The sequence below is a fragment of the Streptococcus parasanguinis genome (genome assembly GCF_001069785.1).
Lineage (GTDB): Bacteria > Bacillota > Bacilli > Lactobacillales > Streptococcaceae > Streptococcus > Streptococcus parasanguinis_T.
Genome location: NZ_JVSR01000049.1, coordinates 1 through 15,373, shown reverse-complemented (window position 1 = coordinate 15,373; position 15,373 = coordinate 1). Strand labels below are relative to the sequence as shown.

The following is a 15,373-nucleotide window of genomic DNA, read 5'->3' as shown; positions in this document are numbered from 1 at the left end:
TCCTTAATTCTTAGGTTCAGGTTTCCAAACCCATTCGGCTCCGTACTCTGCAAGGAGATCATCGGATGCAGTTGGTCCCATGGATCCAGACTTGTATTCATAGAGCGGTGCTCCATTTTCGGCCCATAGTTTTTCAATCCGGTCAATCAATTGCCATGAAGCACGAACTTCTTGCCAGTGGCTGTAATTGGTTGAGTCATTGTTCAAAACGTCGAAAATTAATTTTTCATAAGGCTCTGGTGAAGCTCCAGTTGCCGTCGCATCTGTTTCGTAGTCAAAGGAAATAGGTGCGATGCTGAATTTTTCCCCGACCTCTTTTCCGTTGATGCTCAATGAGAAACCTTCATTTGGTTGGATATAAATGGTCAAGACATTTGGTTGCAAGCTATGTCCAAAGATGGAGTCGGTTTGCTTGAAGACCACATTGACCATAGTTCCTTTTTGGGTCAAACGTTTTCCGGTACGGAAGAAGAAAGGCACTCCACGGAATCGATCGCTATCAACAAAGAATGCACCAGAAGCATAGGTCTCCGTAGTAGATTCAGGGTCGACATTTGGCTCACTGCGATAAGAGATATCTTTTTTCCCTTCGATCGTACCTGAATGGTATTGACCACGGATAAAGAATTTCTTCAGTTCCTCATCTGTTGGATTGTGCAATTGCTCAAAAACTTTAACTTTTTCTGCCCGAATCGCATCCTTGGTAAAGGTAGCTGGTTTATCCATGGCAAGCAATGACAAAAGCTGAAGGGTATGGTTTTGCACCATATCTCGAAGGGCCCCCGAGTGATCATAGTAGCCACCGCGTTCTTCAACCCCCAAGCGTTCAGCAAAAGTAATTTGGATATTGTCAATAAAATCTCGGTTCCAAAGATTATCAAAAATAAGATTTCCAAAACGAATAGCAAAGATATTTTGGATCATTTCTTTTCCAAGGTAATGGTCGATCCGGAAGATTTGTTCTTCATTAAAGGTTTCTTCCAATTCCTTGTTGAGCTGACTAGCCGTTTCTAGGTCTGTACCGAAAGGTTTTTCAACGATCAAGCGCTCAAAGCCTTGCCCATCCACAATTCCTTCGGATTTGAGGTGTTTGGCAATGGTTCCAAAAAATTGAGGAGCCATGGACAAGAAGAAGACCTTGTTGTGTTCTGTTTGGTATTTTTCATCCAAGCTATTTTGCAATTCACGCAGGGCGATGTAATGTTCGGTATCATTGACATCGTGGCTTTGGTAGTAGAAATGGCTAGCGAATTCTTGAGCTTGTTGTGGGCTATCTGCCAGATCTGTGATAGATTCTACCACAACTGATTCAAAGTACTCCTTGCTCCATGGTCTGCGAGCTGTTCCGATAACCGCAAAGTGTTCAGATAGATTTCCTGATTTATAGAGTCTAAAAAGGGATGGGTAGAGTTTGCGCTTGGCTAAATCTCCACTGGCCCCGAAAATGGTTACAATAACTTTTGAAGACATTTAAGTACCTATTTCCTATTTAATTAACCATATTTTACCATAAAATCAGCAAGATTTCTTTGATGGAATCGTTGTTCTGAATATTTTCCGATGGGATTTGAGTAGACAGCATAGAAAAAGCTAGAACGAAGGAGCGTTCTAGCTTATACGGGTTTAAGACCTCTTGAAGGAACTTAGTCTCTCCATTAAAAGACGCGGTAGACATAAGGATTATCTGGTTGTGTAATGGTTTGACAATCCGTAATGTGGAGAACAGGCAAGCTTTGTTTGAGCTGCTTGTGGTATTCAATGGACAAGGTTCCTTTTGCATGGATCCAGGTATTGTTTTCGAAATGCTGCGGAGCACCCGTCGTTAAGAGACCGTAGACTCCGGAATCTGCGATACAGTGGATGATCCCAAAGCGAAAGAGGAATTGGCTATCCTTGTTATTGGGGTCATTGTATACAAAGCCGGTCAGCTCGATCGTCTTTCCTGCAAATTGGTCAGGATAATCATAAATCACTTCCATGACTTCCATGTAATTCTCAGTGGTCACCTGGATCACCTTTTTATCAACATATTTCTTTGCCGCCTGCTTCATTTCTGACTCATAGGCAGATTTGGTAAAATAGCTACTAGTATCTGGTTTGAGATACTGGGTTGTTGTCCCTTCGTCCTGCTGGATTTCCTTGGAAGATCCAGCCGCAACCGGGAAGTGGTAGCCTTTGGCAGAAACTGTTTGGGAATCCAGTGTCACTGTAGGGAAAAATAGCCCGACAAACAAAGGAATACAGAGCAAGAAAATACTCGCCACTTTTGCCCAGAAGCCAGAGAGATGACTGTGGATCTTCATCTGCTTGACCCAGATGATCAGCTGCACAAGAGCTAAAACAAAGGACAAGAACATGGAAATATAAGCCAAGTAAGAATAGTGTAAGTTGATGTATTGATTGAGCTTACCAGATAATTGCAGGTACATGGTGAGCTCAAAATAGCCAGCTAATATCAAGAAACGGATCATAGCACTACCCCCACAAACCAAGCATAAAGGAGCACAACTCCACTCACAATTCCGATAAATTGCCAGATAAAACGGGTCTTGAGATAATTTTTCATCATGAGGAGATTTTTGACATCAAGCATAGGCCCAATCACCAGAAAGGCAAGAACAGGCGCTACTCCAAAACTTGTTAGAAGAGAGGATCCAACAAAGGCATCCGCCTCGCTACAAAGTGAGAGAAGAAAGGACAAGACCATGAGAAGGAGAATAGCAATAACCGGTGTCGCACTGATCGAAGTGAGGATCCGTGTTGGGACATAGACTTGGACGAGGCTGGCAAAGAGGCAACCAAATACCAGGTAACGTCCCGTATCAAAGAATTCATCAATCGCCTGCACCAAGACTTGAAAGAGCTTTTGGCCTTTGCTCAAGTCCCTAAAATCATGTTCATGTACAGCCTTACGATGTTCTTTTTGGATCGAATCTGTCTGAATAAAACCAAGAAAGATCCCTAGCACCGTTGCGACCAAAAGGGAACCAAGGGCTCGGTAGAGGGCCATCTTGACAGAATTCCCAAAGGCTGAGTAGGTAGCAAAGAGAACGATGGGATTGATGACCGGTGCTGTCACCAGAAAGGGAACAGCAGTATAACTTGGGACTTTCTTTTCTAGAAAGCGATTGATAATGGGAACAATTCCACATTCACAGGAAGGAAAGATAAAGCCGATAAAGGTCCCAAAGAAGATCCGCCCAAATTTATTCTTGGGAAGAAAGCGGTAGACCCTCTCGGGGGTGATATAGACCTCAATAATCCCTGAAATGATACTTCCGATTAGGACAAACGGTAGGGCTTCGATAATAATCGAGAGAAAAATAGCCCCAGCCTGCAAGACGCTAGAGGGAAGGTGTTGAAAGAATGTCATTACTTAGCCTTCTTTGCTTCTTTAGTTGTAGCAGTTTCTGCCTTCTTTTTCTCTTCAGGAAATTCGACTTTCTTTTCTACATCCGGAAAACTCGCAAAATTTTCAAACATTTTATCAAGATCATCTGTTTTTGAGAATTTAATAGCCATTATTGGGCCTCCTTTTTATTTTCTTTCATTATAACAAAAAGGAAAGAGCAAGGGGGAAATGGAGCATAAAAGGAAAGATCAAGAGAGTCAAAATTATTCTATGAAAACTCCCTGAAACAGAGACCAGAACAGGCGATCTCACCCCTTGATGGCAGCAAAATATGCTATAATAGAAGCTATGGATAAATATGAAAAAATAGCCCAAGAATTGGGTGTTAGCTTAAAACAAATCGATACCGTATTGAGTCTGACCGCAGAAGGCTCAACCATTCCCTTTATTGCTCGCTATCGAAAAGATCTAACGGGAAATTTAGATGAAGTAGCGATCAAGGCCATTATTGACCGGGACAAATCGTTAACGGCTCTGGCTGAACGAAAAGAAACCGTCCTTGCTAAGATTGAGGAACAAGGCAAACTGACAGAGGCGCTCAAGCAGGCTATTGAAGCTGCTGAAAAATTAGCGGATGTCGAAGAACTCTATCTCCCTTATAAGGAAAAACGGCGGACCAAGGCGACGATTGCTCGAGAAGCAGGACTTTTCCCCTTGGCGCGTCTCATTTTGCAAAATAGTCCAGACTTGGAAGCAGAGGCTCAGAAATTTACCTGTGAGGCCTTCCCAACTGAAACCGCAGCTTTAGCTGGTGCAGTGGATATTTTGGTAGAAGCTATTTCAGAGGATACCCAATTACGGGCCCTCACCTATCAAGAAATTCATGGGCATTCCCTCATGACGTCAACCTTGAAGGATGAAAGCTTAGATCCTAAGAGAACCTTTGAAATCTATTATGATTTTTCTGAGAAGATCAAGAATATGCAAGGTTACCGGACCCTGGCGCTCAATCGTGGAGAAAAATTGGGCGTTCTCAAAGTCGGATTCGAGCACCAACTGGATCGGATCATTCGTATCTTTGAGGCTCGTTTTAAAACCAAAAATGCCTATGTGGATGAGGTTATTCAACAAGCGGTTAAGAAAAAAATCGTTCCTGCGATTGAACGTCGGATTCGGACAGAGTTGACGGAGGTGGCAGAAGACGGAGCCATTCAATTGTTCTCTGAGAATCTACGGAATCTATTGCTCATTCCTCCATTAAAAGGGCGCGTGGTCCTTGGATTTGACCCAGCCTTTCGGACCGGTGCTAAACTAGCTGTTGTCGATGAGACAGGAAAGATGCTTGCTACCCAGGTCATCTATCCAGTTGCACCTGCAAAACCAGCTCAGATCGAGCAGGCTAAAAAGGATCTGTCCTCCTTGATCAAGGAGTTTGGCGTAGAGATTATTGCAATTGGAAATGGAACAGCTAGCCGTGAAAGTGAGGCCTTTGTCGCAGAGTTGCTTCATGACCATCCAGGAGTTCGCTATGTTATTGTCAATGAAAGCGGAGCCTCTGTCTACTCAGCTAGTGAATTGGCCCGTCATGAGTTCCCAGAGCTAACCGTTGAAAAACGATCGGCCATCTCCATTGCCCGTCGCTTGCAAGATCCGCTAGCAGAATTGGTGAAAATCGATGCAAAATCCATCGGTGTCGGTCAATACCAACACGATGTCAATCAGAAAAAACTGACAGAAAGCTTGGATTTCGTGGTAGATACTGTCGTCAACCAAGTTGGGGTCAATATCAATACGGCTAGTCCCTCTCTCTTAGCCCATGTAGCAGGACTCAATAAAACCATCTCTGAAAATATTGTGAAATACCGGGAAGAAGAAGGAATGATTCTTTCACGAGCACAGATTAAAAAAGTCCCTCGTCTCGGCGCCAAGGCTTTCGAGCAAGCTGCTGGATTCTTACGCATTCCTGAAAGTAAAAATATCTTGGACAATACCGGGGTTCACCCTGAAAGTTACAAGGAAGTTGAAAAACTTTTTCAACTTCTTGAAATTACCGAACTCGATGCATCAGCTCAGGAAAAATTAAAAGCTGTGAACATAAAGGAGATGTCTACTCAGCTGGATCTGGGACCAGAAACCCTGAAAGATATTATTGCCGATCTCCTAAAACCAGGTCGCGATTTGCGGGATTCCTTTGATGCACCCGTACTCCGTCAGGATGTCTTGGATATTAAAGACCTCCATATAGGCCAAAAATTAGAAGGGGTTGTGCGCAATGTGGTTGACTTTGGAGCCTTTGTCGATATTGGCATTCACGAGGATGGCTTGATTCATATCTCCCATATGAGCAAGCAATTTATCAAGCATCCAAGCCAAGTCGTCTCTGTAGGAGATGTAGTGACGGTCTGGGTAAAGAAAATTGACGTGGAACGTGAAAAAGTCAACCTCAGTTTGGTAGCACCGAATGAATCTGACTGACTATGTACGCCAAGTCTCCCTAGAAGATTTTGGGAGAGAATTCTGTCATCGAGCAGAGTGGAATTCACGTCTTCAAACCACTGGGGGTCGTTTCTTTCCCAAGGATCGACACCTTGATTTCAACCCGAAAATATACCAAGCTTTCGGGTTAGAGGTTTTTCGAAAAATCGTCCGCCACGAGCTCTGCCATTACCATCTTTACGATCAAGGTAAAGGGTATCGCCACAAAGATCTAGCCTTTAAGCAACTCCTCCAGCAAGTGGACGGTCTTCGTTTCACACCTCCTCTACCAGATAGAGCTGGGCGAGTCAAGCGGATCTATCTCTATCAATGTCCCCATTGTGGCCAAGAGTATAGACGAAAGCGAAAAATTGATCTAAAGAAATATGCCTGCGGTCGCTGTCGCAGCCGCCTGCAATTCCTTGAAATGAGACAAGAGTAAGAATCGGTCTTTAGGCGGATCTCTTTCCAGTTAGACTCTGCTAAAATAGGTCTAACTAGAAAGAGGAAAATCAAATGACATCATCATTTTACAAATTAAAACGACATCGCCTGGTTTCAGGTGTGCTAGCTGGCTTAGCCGATAAATTTGGTCTGAGTGTAACTCTCCTACGCTTCTTGTTTATTCTTTTCACGGTTTCTCATGCCTTTATCGGTGTGATTATCTACTTACTGTTAGATACGACCTTACCTTATAAGGACGAGGAGGAGCAGGAAATGTTTGACTATGGCCCTCGACCTCGTCGAAGAAAAGAGGCCGAACCCATCCATGATCAGAATGACAGTCCATTTTTCTAAAAGGAGATCCGAGTGAAGCAGAAGTTCTATTCCCTTGCTTTTATTCTATATCTCCTCTTCAGTTTTATAGGACAGTTTTTCATTTTAAATCGTTTTTTTGGTGAAGGAGTTGGAACAGTTTTGATCGGAATGCTCCTTTTTCCACTGGGCATTTGGAATAGCCTCTTCTACCTCTTGTTTCTGCCAACAGAAATGGCTAGAAAACCACAAATTTATCGGTTTTCGATTTTATTTCTTCCGATTTTGTATCTGGTTTTCTCCTTATTGGGTGGAGGACCTACCGCTTTTATGCTTGGCTTGATCGCATTTCCTTCAAATGCGGTGGTCTATGCGTTCTCTACCGGAATCAAATCTATGATCAAAGATTTTTTGCAAGGCCAAGGCTAGATCATTCTTCATATGTTACCATCATTTTCTAGAGGTTGGAGACCTTTGTCTTCGCCTCTTTTTGCTTGCCTTAAAAAGGAGGTGAAAATGGATCTTTCAAATGACACTTCAGGCTCTCGTCTGAAGAGAAAATCTGATATAATAGAGAGAGAATTTGAAAAGGGAGAATGATATGGCAGTTACTGTTCGCGATATACAGGAAAAGCTTCGTCTATTGGTTGTTTATGGGGATGATAGCCTCTTAAGCAAGGAAATTACGACTGCGGACATTTCACGTCCAGGTCTTGAAATGACGGGCTATTTCGACTATTACACACCTGAGCGGATTCAGCTTGTAGGAATGAAAGAATGGTCCTACCTGGTGAAGATGAGCTCTCACAACCGTCATCAGGTCTTGCGCAAGATGTTCCAGCCAGAGACACCTGTCATCATTGTCGCGCGGAATTTAGAAATTCCAGAAGAAATGTTGCGTGCTGCTGAAGAGAAGCAACTAGCCATTTTGAAGAGCAATGTTGCAACCAGTCGTTTATCTGGAGAGCTTTCTAGCTATTTGGATAGTCGGCTAGCAGAACGCACGAGTGTACACGGTGTCTTGATGGATATTTATGGGATGGGTGTCTTGATCCAAGGAGATAGCGGAATCGGAAAAAGCGAGACAGGTCTGGAACTTGTCAAGCGGGGGCACCGCCTCGTAGCAGATGACCGAGTCGATATCTATGCGAGAGATGAGATGACCCTTTGGGGAGAGCCAGCTGAAATCCTACGCCACTTACTAGAGATCCGTGGTGTAGGGATTATCGATGTCATGAGTCTCTACGGAGCCAGTGCTGTCAAGGATTCTTCACAAGTCCAAATCGCTGTTTACTTGGAAAATTATGCTAAGGATCAGGTCTATGATCGTCTTGGTAATAATGCAGAAGAGTTGGAAATCGGTGGCGTGACCATTCCTCGGATTCGCATCCCTGTGAAGACTGGTCGGAACATTTCGGTCGTGATCGAAGCCGCAGCTATGAATGTTCGGGCCAAAGAAATGGGCTATGATGCTACCAAAACTTTTGAAGAACGTCTGTCCCAGTTGATTAGTCAAAATGAGGTGAAGGAATGAATCCAGTAGCCCTTCAATTAGGTCCGATCAGTATTCGTTGGTACGCAATTTGTATTGTCTCTGGCTTGATTCTAGCCGTTTATCTTTCTATGAAAGAAGCGCCCCGTAAGAAAATTAATCCAGATGATATCATTGATTTCATTTTGATTGCCTTTCCGCTTGCGATTTTGGGGGCCAGACTCTATTACGTTATTTTCGAATGGGGTTACTATAGCCAGCACCTTGGAGAGATTTTCGCCATCTGGAACGGAGGAATCGCGATTTATGGTGGCCTCTTGACAGGTGCCCTTGTCCTCTATCTATTCTCTCGTAGACGCTTGATTGAGCCAATTGATTTTTTAGATATTGCGGCCCCAAGCGTCATGATTGCACAGAGTATTGGTCGCTGGGGAAACTTCTTTAACCAGGAAGCTTATGGAGCTGCTGTTAAGAGCCTCAACTACCTGCCCTCTTTTATTCGAGACCAAATGTATATAGATGGTAGTTACCGTCAGCCAACCTTCTTATATGAATCCAGTTGGAATCTGCTAGGATTTCTCTTGATCTTGATTCTTCGTAGGAAGCCCCAATTTTTGCGACAAGGTGAGATCACAGCCTTTTACCTTATCTGGTATGGTTTTGGTCGGATGATCATCGAAGGAATGAGGACGGATAGCTTGATGTTTGCTGGCTTACGTGTTTCCCAGTGGTTGTCGATGATCCTGATTCTAGTTGGACTCGCCGTTATCGTTTACCAACGTCACAAAAAAGCCCCTTATTATGTAGAAGAAAAGGAGTAACATATGTTTATTGAAATTGCCTACGGCCTTTTAGGCCTTGCCTTAGTAGCGCTTGTCATTTATATAATTTTTTTCCTCTCAAAGATTGGAAAAGTTATAGATGAGACGCAAAAAACGATCCAAGTTTTGACATCAGATGTCAATGTCACCTTGCATCAGACCAATGATCTATTGGCAAAAGTCAATGTTTTAACGGATGATTTGAATCAAAAAGTTGCAACGATTGACCCACTCTTTACAGCCGTGGCGGATCTTTCAGAGTCAGTTTCAGATTTGAATGATCAAGCCCGTCAATTGAGTGTCAAAGCAGTGTCAGCTGGTGGAAAAACAGTGAAAGCCTCTATCGGATTAAAAGCGATTAAGATGGCTTCAAAATTATTTAAATAGAATCGAGGAAGAATATGGGACGTTTATCTAGTTTATTAATTGGTGTGATTTCAGGTGCTTCAGCAGCCTACTATTTATCAACTGAGCAAGGAAAGAAAGTCACTAAAAAAGTGGTGCGCTTCGTAAAAGATTATCAAGAAGATCCTCAAGAAGTACATGAATCTGTGAAACAAACCGCTAAGGATGTTTCAAAACAAGCAGCAGAAGTGATCCAACAAACCAAAGAAAAAGTTGGTTCTGGAGAAATTACGACAGGAACTGTTTTGGAATCTGTCAAAGAAAAAACGCAAGATGTGGTTGAAAAATCTCAAGAAGTCTATCACTCATTTAAGGATAAACTTCAAAAAGAAAATCTAAGTGGCAATGACTTGGTTCAATCCATTCGCAAACAAACAGAATCAGAAGACATCGTTTTAGAATTGGATGAAAAAGATTCTGAAGAAGCAGCTGAAGAAGAAACAAAAGAAGTATAAAAAAATGAGGCTCAGTGAGCCTCATTTTTTATGGAAGGTAAGATGGCAATTGGCAGTTAAGTTTTGTCTTCCAATTGTTATTCCAATTAAAAAAATTCGAGTAAATAAAAAAATCAGGAAAACCTGATTTTTATTTTTTGCGTTTATTGTAGTAAATTCGGAATCCTTGAATACTAGCAAAGCTAGAACCAATAGCTAAAGCAAACGCAAAGAAGGTATTCATTTTTGTTGCTAAAAAGACAAAACTAAATACAACCGTCAACACACAGAAAATAGCGATATTTAAAAAATATAGCAATTCACTTAATTGAGGTGCGGGTTCAACTTCAGGAGCATAATCCTGAATAGGGGTTTCTTGGGGTTGTTTGGTTAATTCGATATAATCGAATTCTTCATCATAGTGTCTTAAATTTCTTACGGGCATTTTCTCTCTCCTAACAGTACTCTATTATTCTATCATGAATTCAGGTATATAAATGTTACAAAAATGTTACAAATTTTACAAAATGAATAAATTTTTCTAGAATATCGGAATTTTTGTTATAATGGTTCTATGAAAAATATTATTATTACAGCAACAGCAGAGAGTGTTGAGCAAGCGCAAACCCTGATTGATGTGGGGGTTGACCGAATCTATGTCGGTGAAAAAGACTACGGATTACGATTGCCTCAAACTTTAAGCTATGACGAAATAAATCGAATTGCCCAACTGGTCCATGCTGCTGGCAAAGAATTGACAGTAGCTGTAAATGCACTCATGCACCAATCGATGATGGATTCAATCAAGCCTTTCCTAGATTTTCTAAAGGAAATTCAGGCTGATTATATTACTGTCGGAGATGCGGGCGTTTTTTATGTCTTGAAACGAGATGGCTATCCATTCAAAACGATTTACGATGCTTCTACCATGGTCACTTCTAGCCGCCAGATCAACTTCTGGGGAAAACAAGCAGGAGCTTCTGAGGCTGTTTTGGCTCGTGAGATTCCATCTGCCGAATTATTCGTAATGGCTGAGAATCTTCAGATTCCAGCAGAAGTCTTGGTCTATGGTGCTAGCATTATTCACCATTCGAAACGACCGCTACTTCAGAATTATTACAACTTTATCAAGACAGAAGAGTCTGTGACCAAAGATCGGGATCTGTTCTTGGCCGAGCCAGGAGATCCCAATTCTCATTATTCGGTCTACGAAGACAAACATGGAACCCATATCTTCTCAAATAATGACTTGAATATGATGACCAAATTGTCTGAGTTGGTAGAACATGGCTTTGATCATTGGAAACTCGATGGTGTCTACTGTCCGGGTGAAAACTTTGTCAAGATTACAGAGTACTTTGTCAAGGCCCGTGATTTGATTCAAAAAGGAACATTTACACAGGATCAAGCCTATCTGTTTGATGAAGAAATCCGCAAATTGCATCCAGCTAATCGTGGTTTGGATACTGGTTTCTATGATTATGAACCAGATCGTGTAAAATAATAAAAAAACTAGGGCTTCTTCGTTTGTGAGTTTTCCTTTTTCAGGGAACGAAGAGGCTATTCATCATATCGACAATCTTGTAAATTGGAGAAAACATGACAAATACAAAAAAACGTCCAGAGGTTTTGGTACCTGCTGGAACATTAGAAAAATTAAAAGTTGCCGTTAATTATGGGGCAGACGCAGTGTTCGTCGGTGGACAAGCCTATGGTTTGCGTAGCCGTGCTGGAAACTTTACCATGGATGAGCTTCGTGAAGGTATCGAATATGCGCATGCACGTGGCGTAGATGTACACGTGGCTTCGAACATGGTGACCCATGAGGGAAATGAACAAGGGGCTGGTGAATGGTTCCGTGAATTACGAGATATGGGCCTTGACGCCGTGATCGTCTCAGACCCGGCCTTGATTGAAATCTGTGCAACTTATGCACCTGGACTCAATATTCACTTGTCTACGCAAGCTTCTGCAACCAACGTGGAGACCTTCCATTTCTGGAAAGAATATGGCTTGACCCGTGTCGTCTTGGCCCGTGAGGTATCCATGGAAGAGTTGGCAGAGATCCGTAAGCGTACCGATCTTGAGATCGAAGCCTTCGTTCATGGAGCCATGTGTATTTCTTATTCCGGACGTTGTACCCTTTCTAACCACATGTCTGACCGGGATGCCAACCGTGGTGGTTGTTCTCAATCTTGTCGTTGGAAATACGATCTCTATGATATGCCATTTGGCCAAGAACGCAAGAGTATCAAAGGGCAAGTCCCAGAAGAATACTCTATGTCAGCCGTGGACATGTGTATGATCGAAAATATTCCAGACATGATTGACAATGGGGTTGATAGCTTGAAGATTGAAGGCCGGATGAAATCTGTCCATTACGTATCAACAGTAGCCAACTGTTACAAGGCAGCTTGTGATGCTTATATGGAAAGTCCAGAAGCCTTTTATGCCATCAAGGATGATTTGATCAATGAATTGTGGAAAGTTGCTCAACGTGAATTGGCAACTGGATTCTACTACCAAACACCGACTGAAAACGAACAATTGTTTGGGGCACGTCGTAAGATTCCTCAATACAAATTTGTAGGGGAAGTAGTGGACTTTGATCCATCTACCATGACTGCGACGATTCGCCAACGGAATGTCATCAATGAAGGCGACCAAGTGGAATTCTACGGACCAGGCTTCCGTCATTTTGAATGCCAGATCCAAGACTTGCATGATAAGGATGGAGTGAAGATTGATCGCGCACCAAATCCGATGGAACTTCTCGCGATCACGGTCCCTCAAGAAGTCAAGCCAGGAGATATGATTCGTTCTTGCCAGGAAGGCTTAATCAATCTCTACTCAAAAGATGGGGCAAGTAAAACTGTTCGAGTATAACAAAAAAAGAGAGGGTTAAACCTCTCCTTTTTGTTGGGCGATGCGAATATTATTGGGAACCAAACTGATTTTCTGGATCTCAGAAATCCGAATAATCGTGGACATACTCTTTTTAAAATTTTTCACGATCAGTTGTCGGCGTTCTTGGTCATACTTGACAATATCGCCTGTAAAACTCTTGTTTGAAAAAATAACATGTACCCCTTGTTTTTTTCGCAATGCTTGTTGAATGATTTCAATAATTCTCTCATCTTCTAATGGGGCAGGGGTACTGACTTTTCCATTGAAAAATTCATTTGCTCGGTCTTTAACGATCTCGAGAAATTTTTTCATAGCTAAATTCTCCATAACTTGATACAATATATTATAGATAATTTCAACGATTTTGTAAATGATTTACGAATATTAGAGATGAGAAGGCAAGAAAGGAGTCGTGAAATGGCAGAATTTTCATTCCAAATCGAAGAACATTTGCTAGTCTTGTCAGAAAATGACAAGGGTTGGACCAAAGAATTGAACCGTGTGAGTTTTAATAGTGCTCCTGCTAAGTATGATATCCGGACCTGGAGTCCCGACCATACAAAGATGGGAAAAGGTATTACACTCACGAACGAAGAGTTCCAAGTCATGCTCGATGCATTTAAAAATTAAGAAAAAGAGGTCCTTCAAGGGCTTCTTTTTTGTTATAGTCTAAGGCTATATAGATGTCAAAGATATTAGATTATCCTAAACCCTTGTTTATCAAGTTTTAGACTGCTATAATGGTTGCATTGATGAATTAATGTAAAACTTATAGGAAAGAGGGAATCATATTGACACATACACATGCACCTTATCGTGTAGACCATGTTGGTTCATTTCTTCGTCCAGCCGCTTTGGTTCAGGCTCGTGAAGATTTCGCAGCTGGAAAAATCAGTCAGGCTGACTTAACAAAAGTAGAAGATCAGGCGATTCGTGACCTCGTTGAAAAAGAAATTGCTGCTGGTCTGAAGTCAGTAACAGATGGAGAATTCCGCCGAGCTTATTGGCATTTGGATTTCTTCTGGGGCTTTGGTGGCATTGATCACGTCCAAGCTGCTCAAGGCTATCAATTCCATGATGAAACAACCAAGGCGGACTCAGCACTTGTCGTTGGAAAAATCACAGGAGCCAATCATCCATTTGTAGAGCATTACAAGTTCTTGCGGGATCTTGTAGCAGATGTAGATGGTGTAGAGGCTAAATATACCATTCCAGCACCTGCGCAATTCTATTTTGAATTGATCCGTGATGCAGAACATGTAGAACAATTGAATACCATCTATCCTGATTTTGCGGCTGTTCGTGAAGACATCAAGAAGGCCTATCTTCAAGTGATTCAAGATTTGTATGATGCAGGACTTCGGACCCTTCAAGTAGATGATTGTACGTGGGGTATCTTGGTAGACGATAATTTCTTGACGGCTTGGGGAGCAGCTCAAGGCAAGTCAAAAGATGAGGTTCGTCGAGAACTCGCTGATCTCTTCTTGACCTTTAACAATGATGTCTACCAAAATGTTCCAGCTGGTTTAACAGTCAATACGCACGTTTGTCGTGGGAACTTCCATTCCACTTGGGCTTCATCAGGTGGTTATGCTCCGATTGCCAAAGAACTCCTTGGAGAAGAAGCAGTTAATGCTTACTTCCTAGAGTTTGATACTGATCGGGCTGGTGGTTTTGAACCACTTGCAGAAGTAACTCCAGGAAAAGGTGTGGTGTTAGGACTCTTGACATCTAAGAGTGGTCAACTGGAGAACAAGGACGAAGTGATTGCTCGTATTAAAGAAGCAAGTCAGTATGTACCGTTGGAAAATCTTTACCTGTCTACTCAGTGTGGCTTTGCTTCGACAGAAGAAGGAAACATTTTGACAGAAGAAGACCAATGGAAAAAAATCGGTTTGATTAAGGAAATTGTCGCTGAAGTTTGGGGCGAATAAGGAGGAAGAAACATGTCAGATTTACTAAGTATTTATAAAGAATTGCAAGCTAAAAAATGGGTGGACTTGAGTCACCAAATCAATGCGGAAAGTCCACACTTCCCAGCCCTTCCTGCCTTGCAACAAGAAGATCTTTTCACATTAAAAGATGGCTTCCATGTTCAAAAATTTACAGTGGTTGGTCAATACGGAACGCATATCGATGCACCGATTCACTTTGTAGAAGGGGGTCGTTGGTTGGATGAGATTGACCTCAAAGATCTTCTCTTGCCACTCTATGTTATCGACAAGTCTAAAGAAGTTGCAGCCAATCCAAACTTTATCTTGAGCAAACAAGATATTTTAGACTTTGAAGCAGAGCATGGACAAATTGCTGAGGGTGCTTTTGTTGCCTTCCGTAGTGATTGGTCAAAACGTTGGCCAGATCAAGATGCTATGCGTAACCTGGATGAAAATGGGGTTCAACAAAGTCCAGGATGGAGTCGTGAAGCCTTGGAATTCTTGATTCATGAACGCCATGTCAAGGCCGTGGGTCATGAAACCTTCGATACCGATGCAGGTATTCCAGCAGCAGAGCATGGCTTGGTCAATGAATACTACCTCTTGGAACAAAATATCTACCAAGTTGAAGTCTTGAACCAATTGGACCAAGTTCCAGCCGTTGGTGCTTTGATTTCGATTGCTTTCCCTCACTGGGACAAGGCAACTGGATCACCTGTCCGTGCCATTGCCATCTTACCATAAACAAAGAAAAAGAGAGTGGGACAGAAATCGGTAATTCGTTAGAATTCGATTTC

Annotated in this window: 18 protein-coding genes; 12 read left to right on the top strand and 6 right to left on the bottom strand. The window is 42.2% G+C overall.

Annotation, left to right across the window (positions count from 1 at the left end; genetic code table 11):
- Positions 1-3 precede the first annotated feature (3 nt).
- The 4 genes from zwf to ADG03_RS11735 all read right to left on the bottom strand — a co-directional run bounded on the left by zwf (position 4) and on the right by ADG03_RS11735 (position 3,522).
- Entirely contained in the window at positions 4-1,470 is a 1,467-nt protein-coding gene (gene zwf, locus ADG03_RS03300; protein WP_049472097.1) for a glucose-6-phosphate dehydrogenase, read from the bottom strand.
- 185 nt (positions 1,471-1,655) lie between these two features.
- Positions 1,656-2,471 carry a TIGR03943 family putative permease subunit gene (locus ADG03_RS03295; protein WP_003008127.1) on the bottom strand — a complete coding sequence of 272 codons (816 nt, stop codon included), beginning with the start codon at positions 2,469-2,471 and terminating at the stop codon, positions 1,656-1,658.
- Positions 2,468-3,373, bottom strand: coding sequence for a permease (locus ADG03_RS03290; protein ID WP_014713646.1), 906 nt, complete (start codon positions 3,371-3,373; stop codon positions 2,468-2,470). Before ADG03_RS03290 ends, ADG03_RS03295 begins: the two co-directional genes overlap by 4 nt.
- The gene (locus ADG03_RS11735; protein ID WP_003005705.1) at positions 3,373-3,522 is read right to left on the bottom strand and encodes an SPJ_0845 family protein; all 150 of its coding nucleotides are present in this window, start codon (positions 3,520-3,522) and stop codon (positions 3,373-3,375) included. The genes ADG03_RS03290 and ADG03_RS11735 overlap by 1 nt, the downstream gene beginning before the upstream one ends.
- A gap of 148 nt (positions 3,523-3,670) precedes the next feature.
- On the opposite strand from ADG03_RS11735, the gene ADG03_RS03285 reads away from it, so the two are divergent.
- The 7 genes from ADG03_RS03285 (at position 3,671) to ADG03_RS03245 (ending at position 9,756) form a co-directional block, all read left to right on the top strand.
- Positions 3,671-5,827, top strand: coding sequence for a Tex family protein (locus ADG03_RS03285; RefSeq protein ID WP_414716458.1), 2,157 nt, complete (start codon positions 3,671-3,673; stop codon positions 5,825-5,827).
- On the top strand, positions 5,814-6,269 hold the full coding sequence (locus ADG03_RS03280; protein ID WP_049472099.1) for a SprT family protein: 456 nt from the start codon (positions 5,814-5,816) through the stop codon (positions 6,267-6,269). Before ADG03_RS03285 ends, ADG03_RS03280 begins: the two co-directional genes overlap by 14 nt.
- Positions 6,270-6,343: 74 nt before the next feature.
- Positions 6,344-6,625, top strand: a complete 282-nt coding sequence (locus ADG03_RS03275; RefSeq protein WP_003005023.1) for a PspC domain-containing protein — start codon at positions 6,344-6,346, stop codon at positions 6,623-6,625.
- Positions 6,626-7,184: 559 nt separating this feature from the next.
- Positions 7,185-8,117, top strand: coding sequence for an HPr(Ser) kinase/phosphatase (gene hprK, locus ADG03_RS03260; protein WP_049472102.1), 933 nt, complete (start codon positions 7,185-7,187; stop codon positions 8,115-8,117).
- The gene (gene lgt / locus ADG03_RS03255; RefSeq protein ID WP_049472103.1) at positions 8,114-8,896 is read left to right on the top strand and encodes a prolipoprotein diacylglyceryl transferase; all 783 of its coding nucleotides are present in this window, start codon (positions 8,114-8,116) and stop codon (positions 8,894-8,896) included. The genes hprK and lgt overlap by 4 nt, the downstream gene beginning before the upstream one ends.
- A 3-nt stretch (positions 8,897-8,899) precedes the next feature.
- The gene (locus ADG03_RS03250) at positions 8,900-9,283 is read left to right on the top strand and encodes a DUF948 domain-containing protein (RefSeq protein WP_049472104.1); all 384 of its coding nucleotides are present in this window, start codon (positions 8,900-8,902) and stop codon (positions 9,281-9,283) included.
- A gap of 14 nt (positions 9,284-9,297) precedes the next feature.
- Positions 9,298-9,756, top strand: coding sequence for a YtxH domain-containing protein (locus ADG03_RS03245; protein WP_023918695.1), 459 nt, complete (start codon positions 9,298-9,300; stop codon positions 9,754-9,756).
- A gap of 130 nt (positions 9,757-9,886) precedes the next feature.
- Here the strand turns inward: ADG03_RS03245 and ADG03_RS03240 are convergent, their stop codons facing one another.
- Complete coding sequence (locus ADG03_RS03240) at positions 9,887-10,180, bottom strand: DUF3270 family protein (RefSeq protein WP_031573979.1); 294 nt, start codon at positions 10,178-10,180, stop codon at positions 9,887-9,889.
- A gap of 129 nt (positions 10,181-10,309) precedes the next feature.
- Here ADG03_RS03240 and ADG03_RS03235 point away from each other — a divergent pair, with 129 nt between their 5' ends.
- Complete coding sequence (locus tag ADG03_RS03235; protein ID WP_049472105.1) at positions 10,310-11,239, top strand: peptidase U32 family protein; 930 nt, start codon at positions 10,310-10,312, stop codon at positions 11,237-11,239.
- A 95-nt stretch (positions 11,240-11,334) separates the two neighbouring features.
- Positions 11,335-12,621: a peptidase U32 family protein gene (locus tag ADG03_RS03230; RefSeq protein ID WP_049472106.1), complete on the top strand. Its 1,287-nt coding sequence runs from the start codon at positions 11,335-11,337 to the stop codon at positions 12,619-12,621.
- A 15-nt stretch (positions 12,622-12,636) separates the two neighbouring features.
- Here ADG03_RS03230 and ADG03_RS03225 read toward each other — a convergent pair whose 3' ends face one another.
- Positions 12,637-12,969 (bottom strand): hypothetical protein, encoded by a 333-nt coding sequence (locus ADG03_RS03225; RefSeq protein ID WP_013903885.1) that lies wholly within the window; start codon positions 12,967-12,969, stop codon positions 12,637-12,639.
- Positions 12,970-13,059: 90 nt separating this feature from the next.
- On the opposite strand from ADG03_RS03225, the gene ADG03_RS03220 reads away from it, so the two are divergent.
- From ADG03_RS03220 to ADG03_RS03210, 3 genes are all read left to right on the top strand, one after another.
- Complete coding sequence (locus tag ADG03_RS03220; RefSeq protein ID WP_049472107.1) at positions 13,060-13,272, top strand: YdbC family protein; 213 nt, start codon at positions 13,060-13,062, stop codon at positions 13,270-13,272.
- A 161-nt stretch (positions 13,273-13,433) separates the two neighbouring features.
- Positions 13,434-14,576: a 5-methyltetrahydropteroyltriglutamate--homocysteine S-methyltransferase gene (locus ADG03_RS03215; protein WP_049472108.1), complete on the top strand. Its 1,143-nt coding sequence runs from the start codon at positions 13,434-13,436 to the stop codon at positions 14,574-14,576.
- Positions 14,577-14,588: 12 nt separating this feature from the next.
- A complete protein-coding gene (locus tag ADG03_RS03210) occupies positions 14,589-15,320 on the top strand; it encodes a cyclase family protein (RefSeq protein ID WP_003015569.1) in 732 nt (243 codons plus the stop codon).
- Positions 15,321-15,373 lie beyond the last annotated feature (53 nt).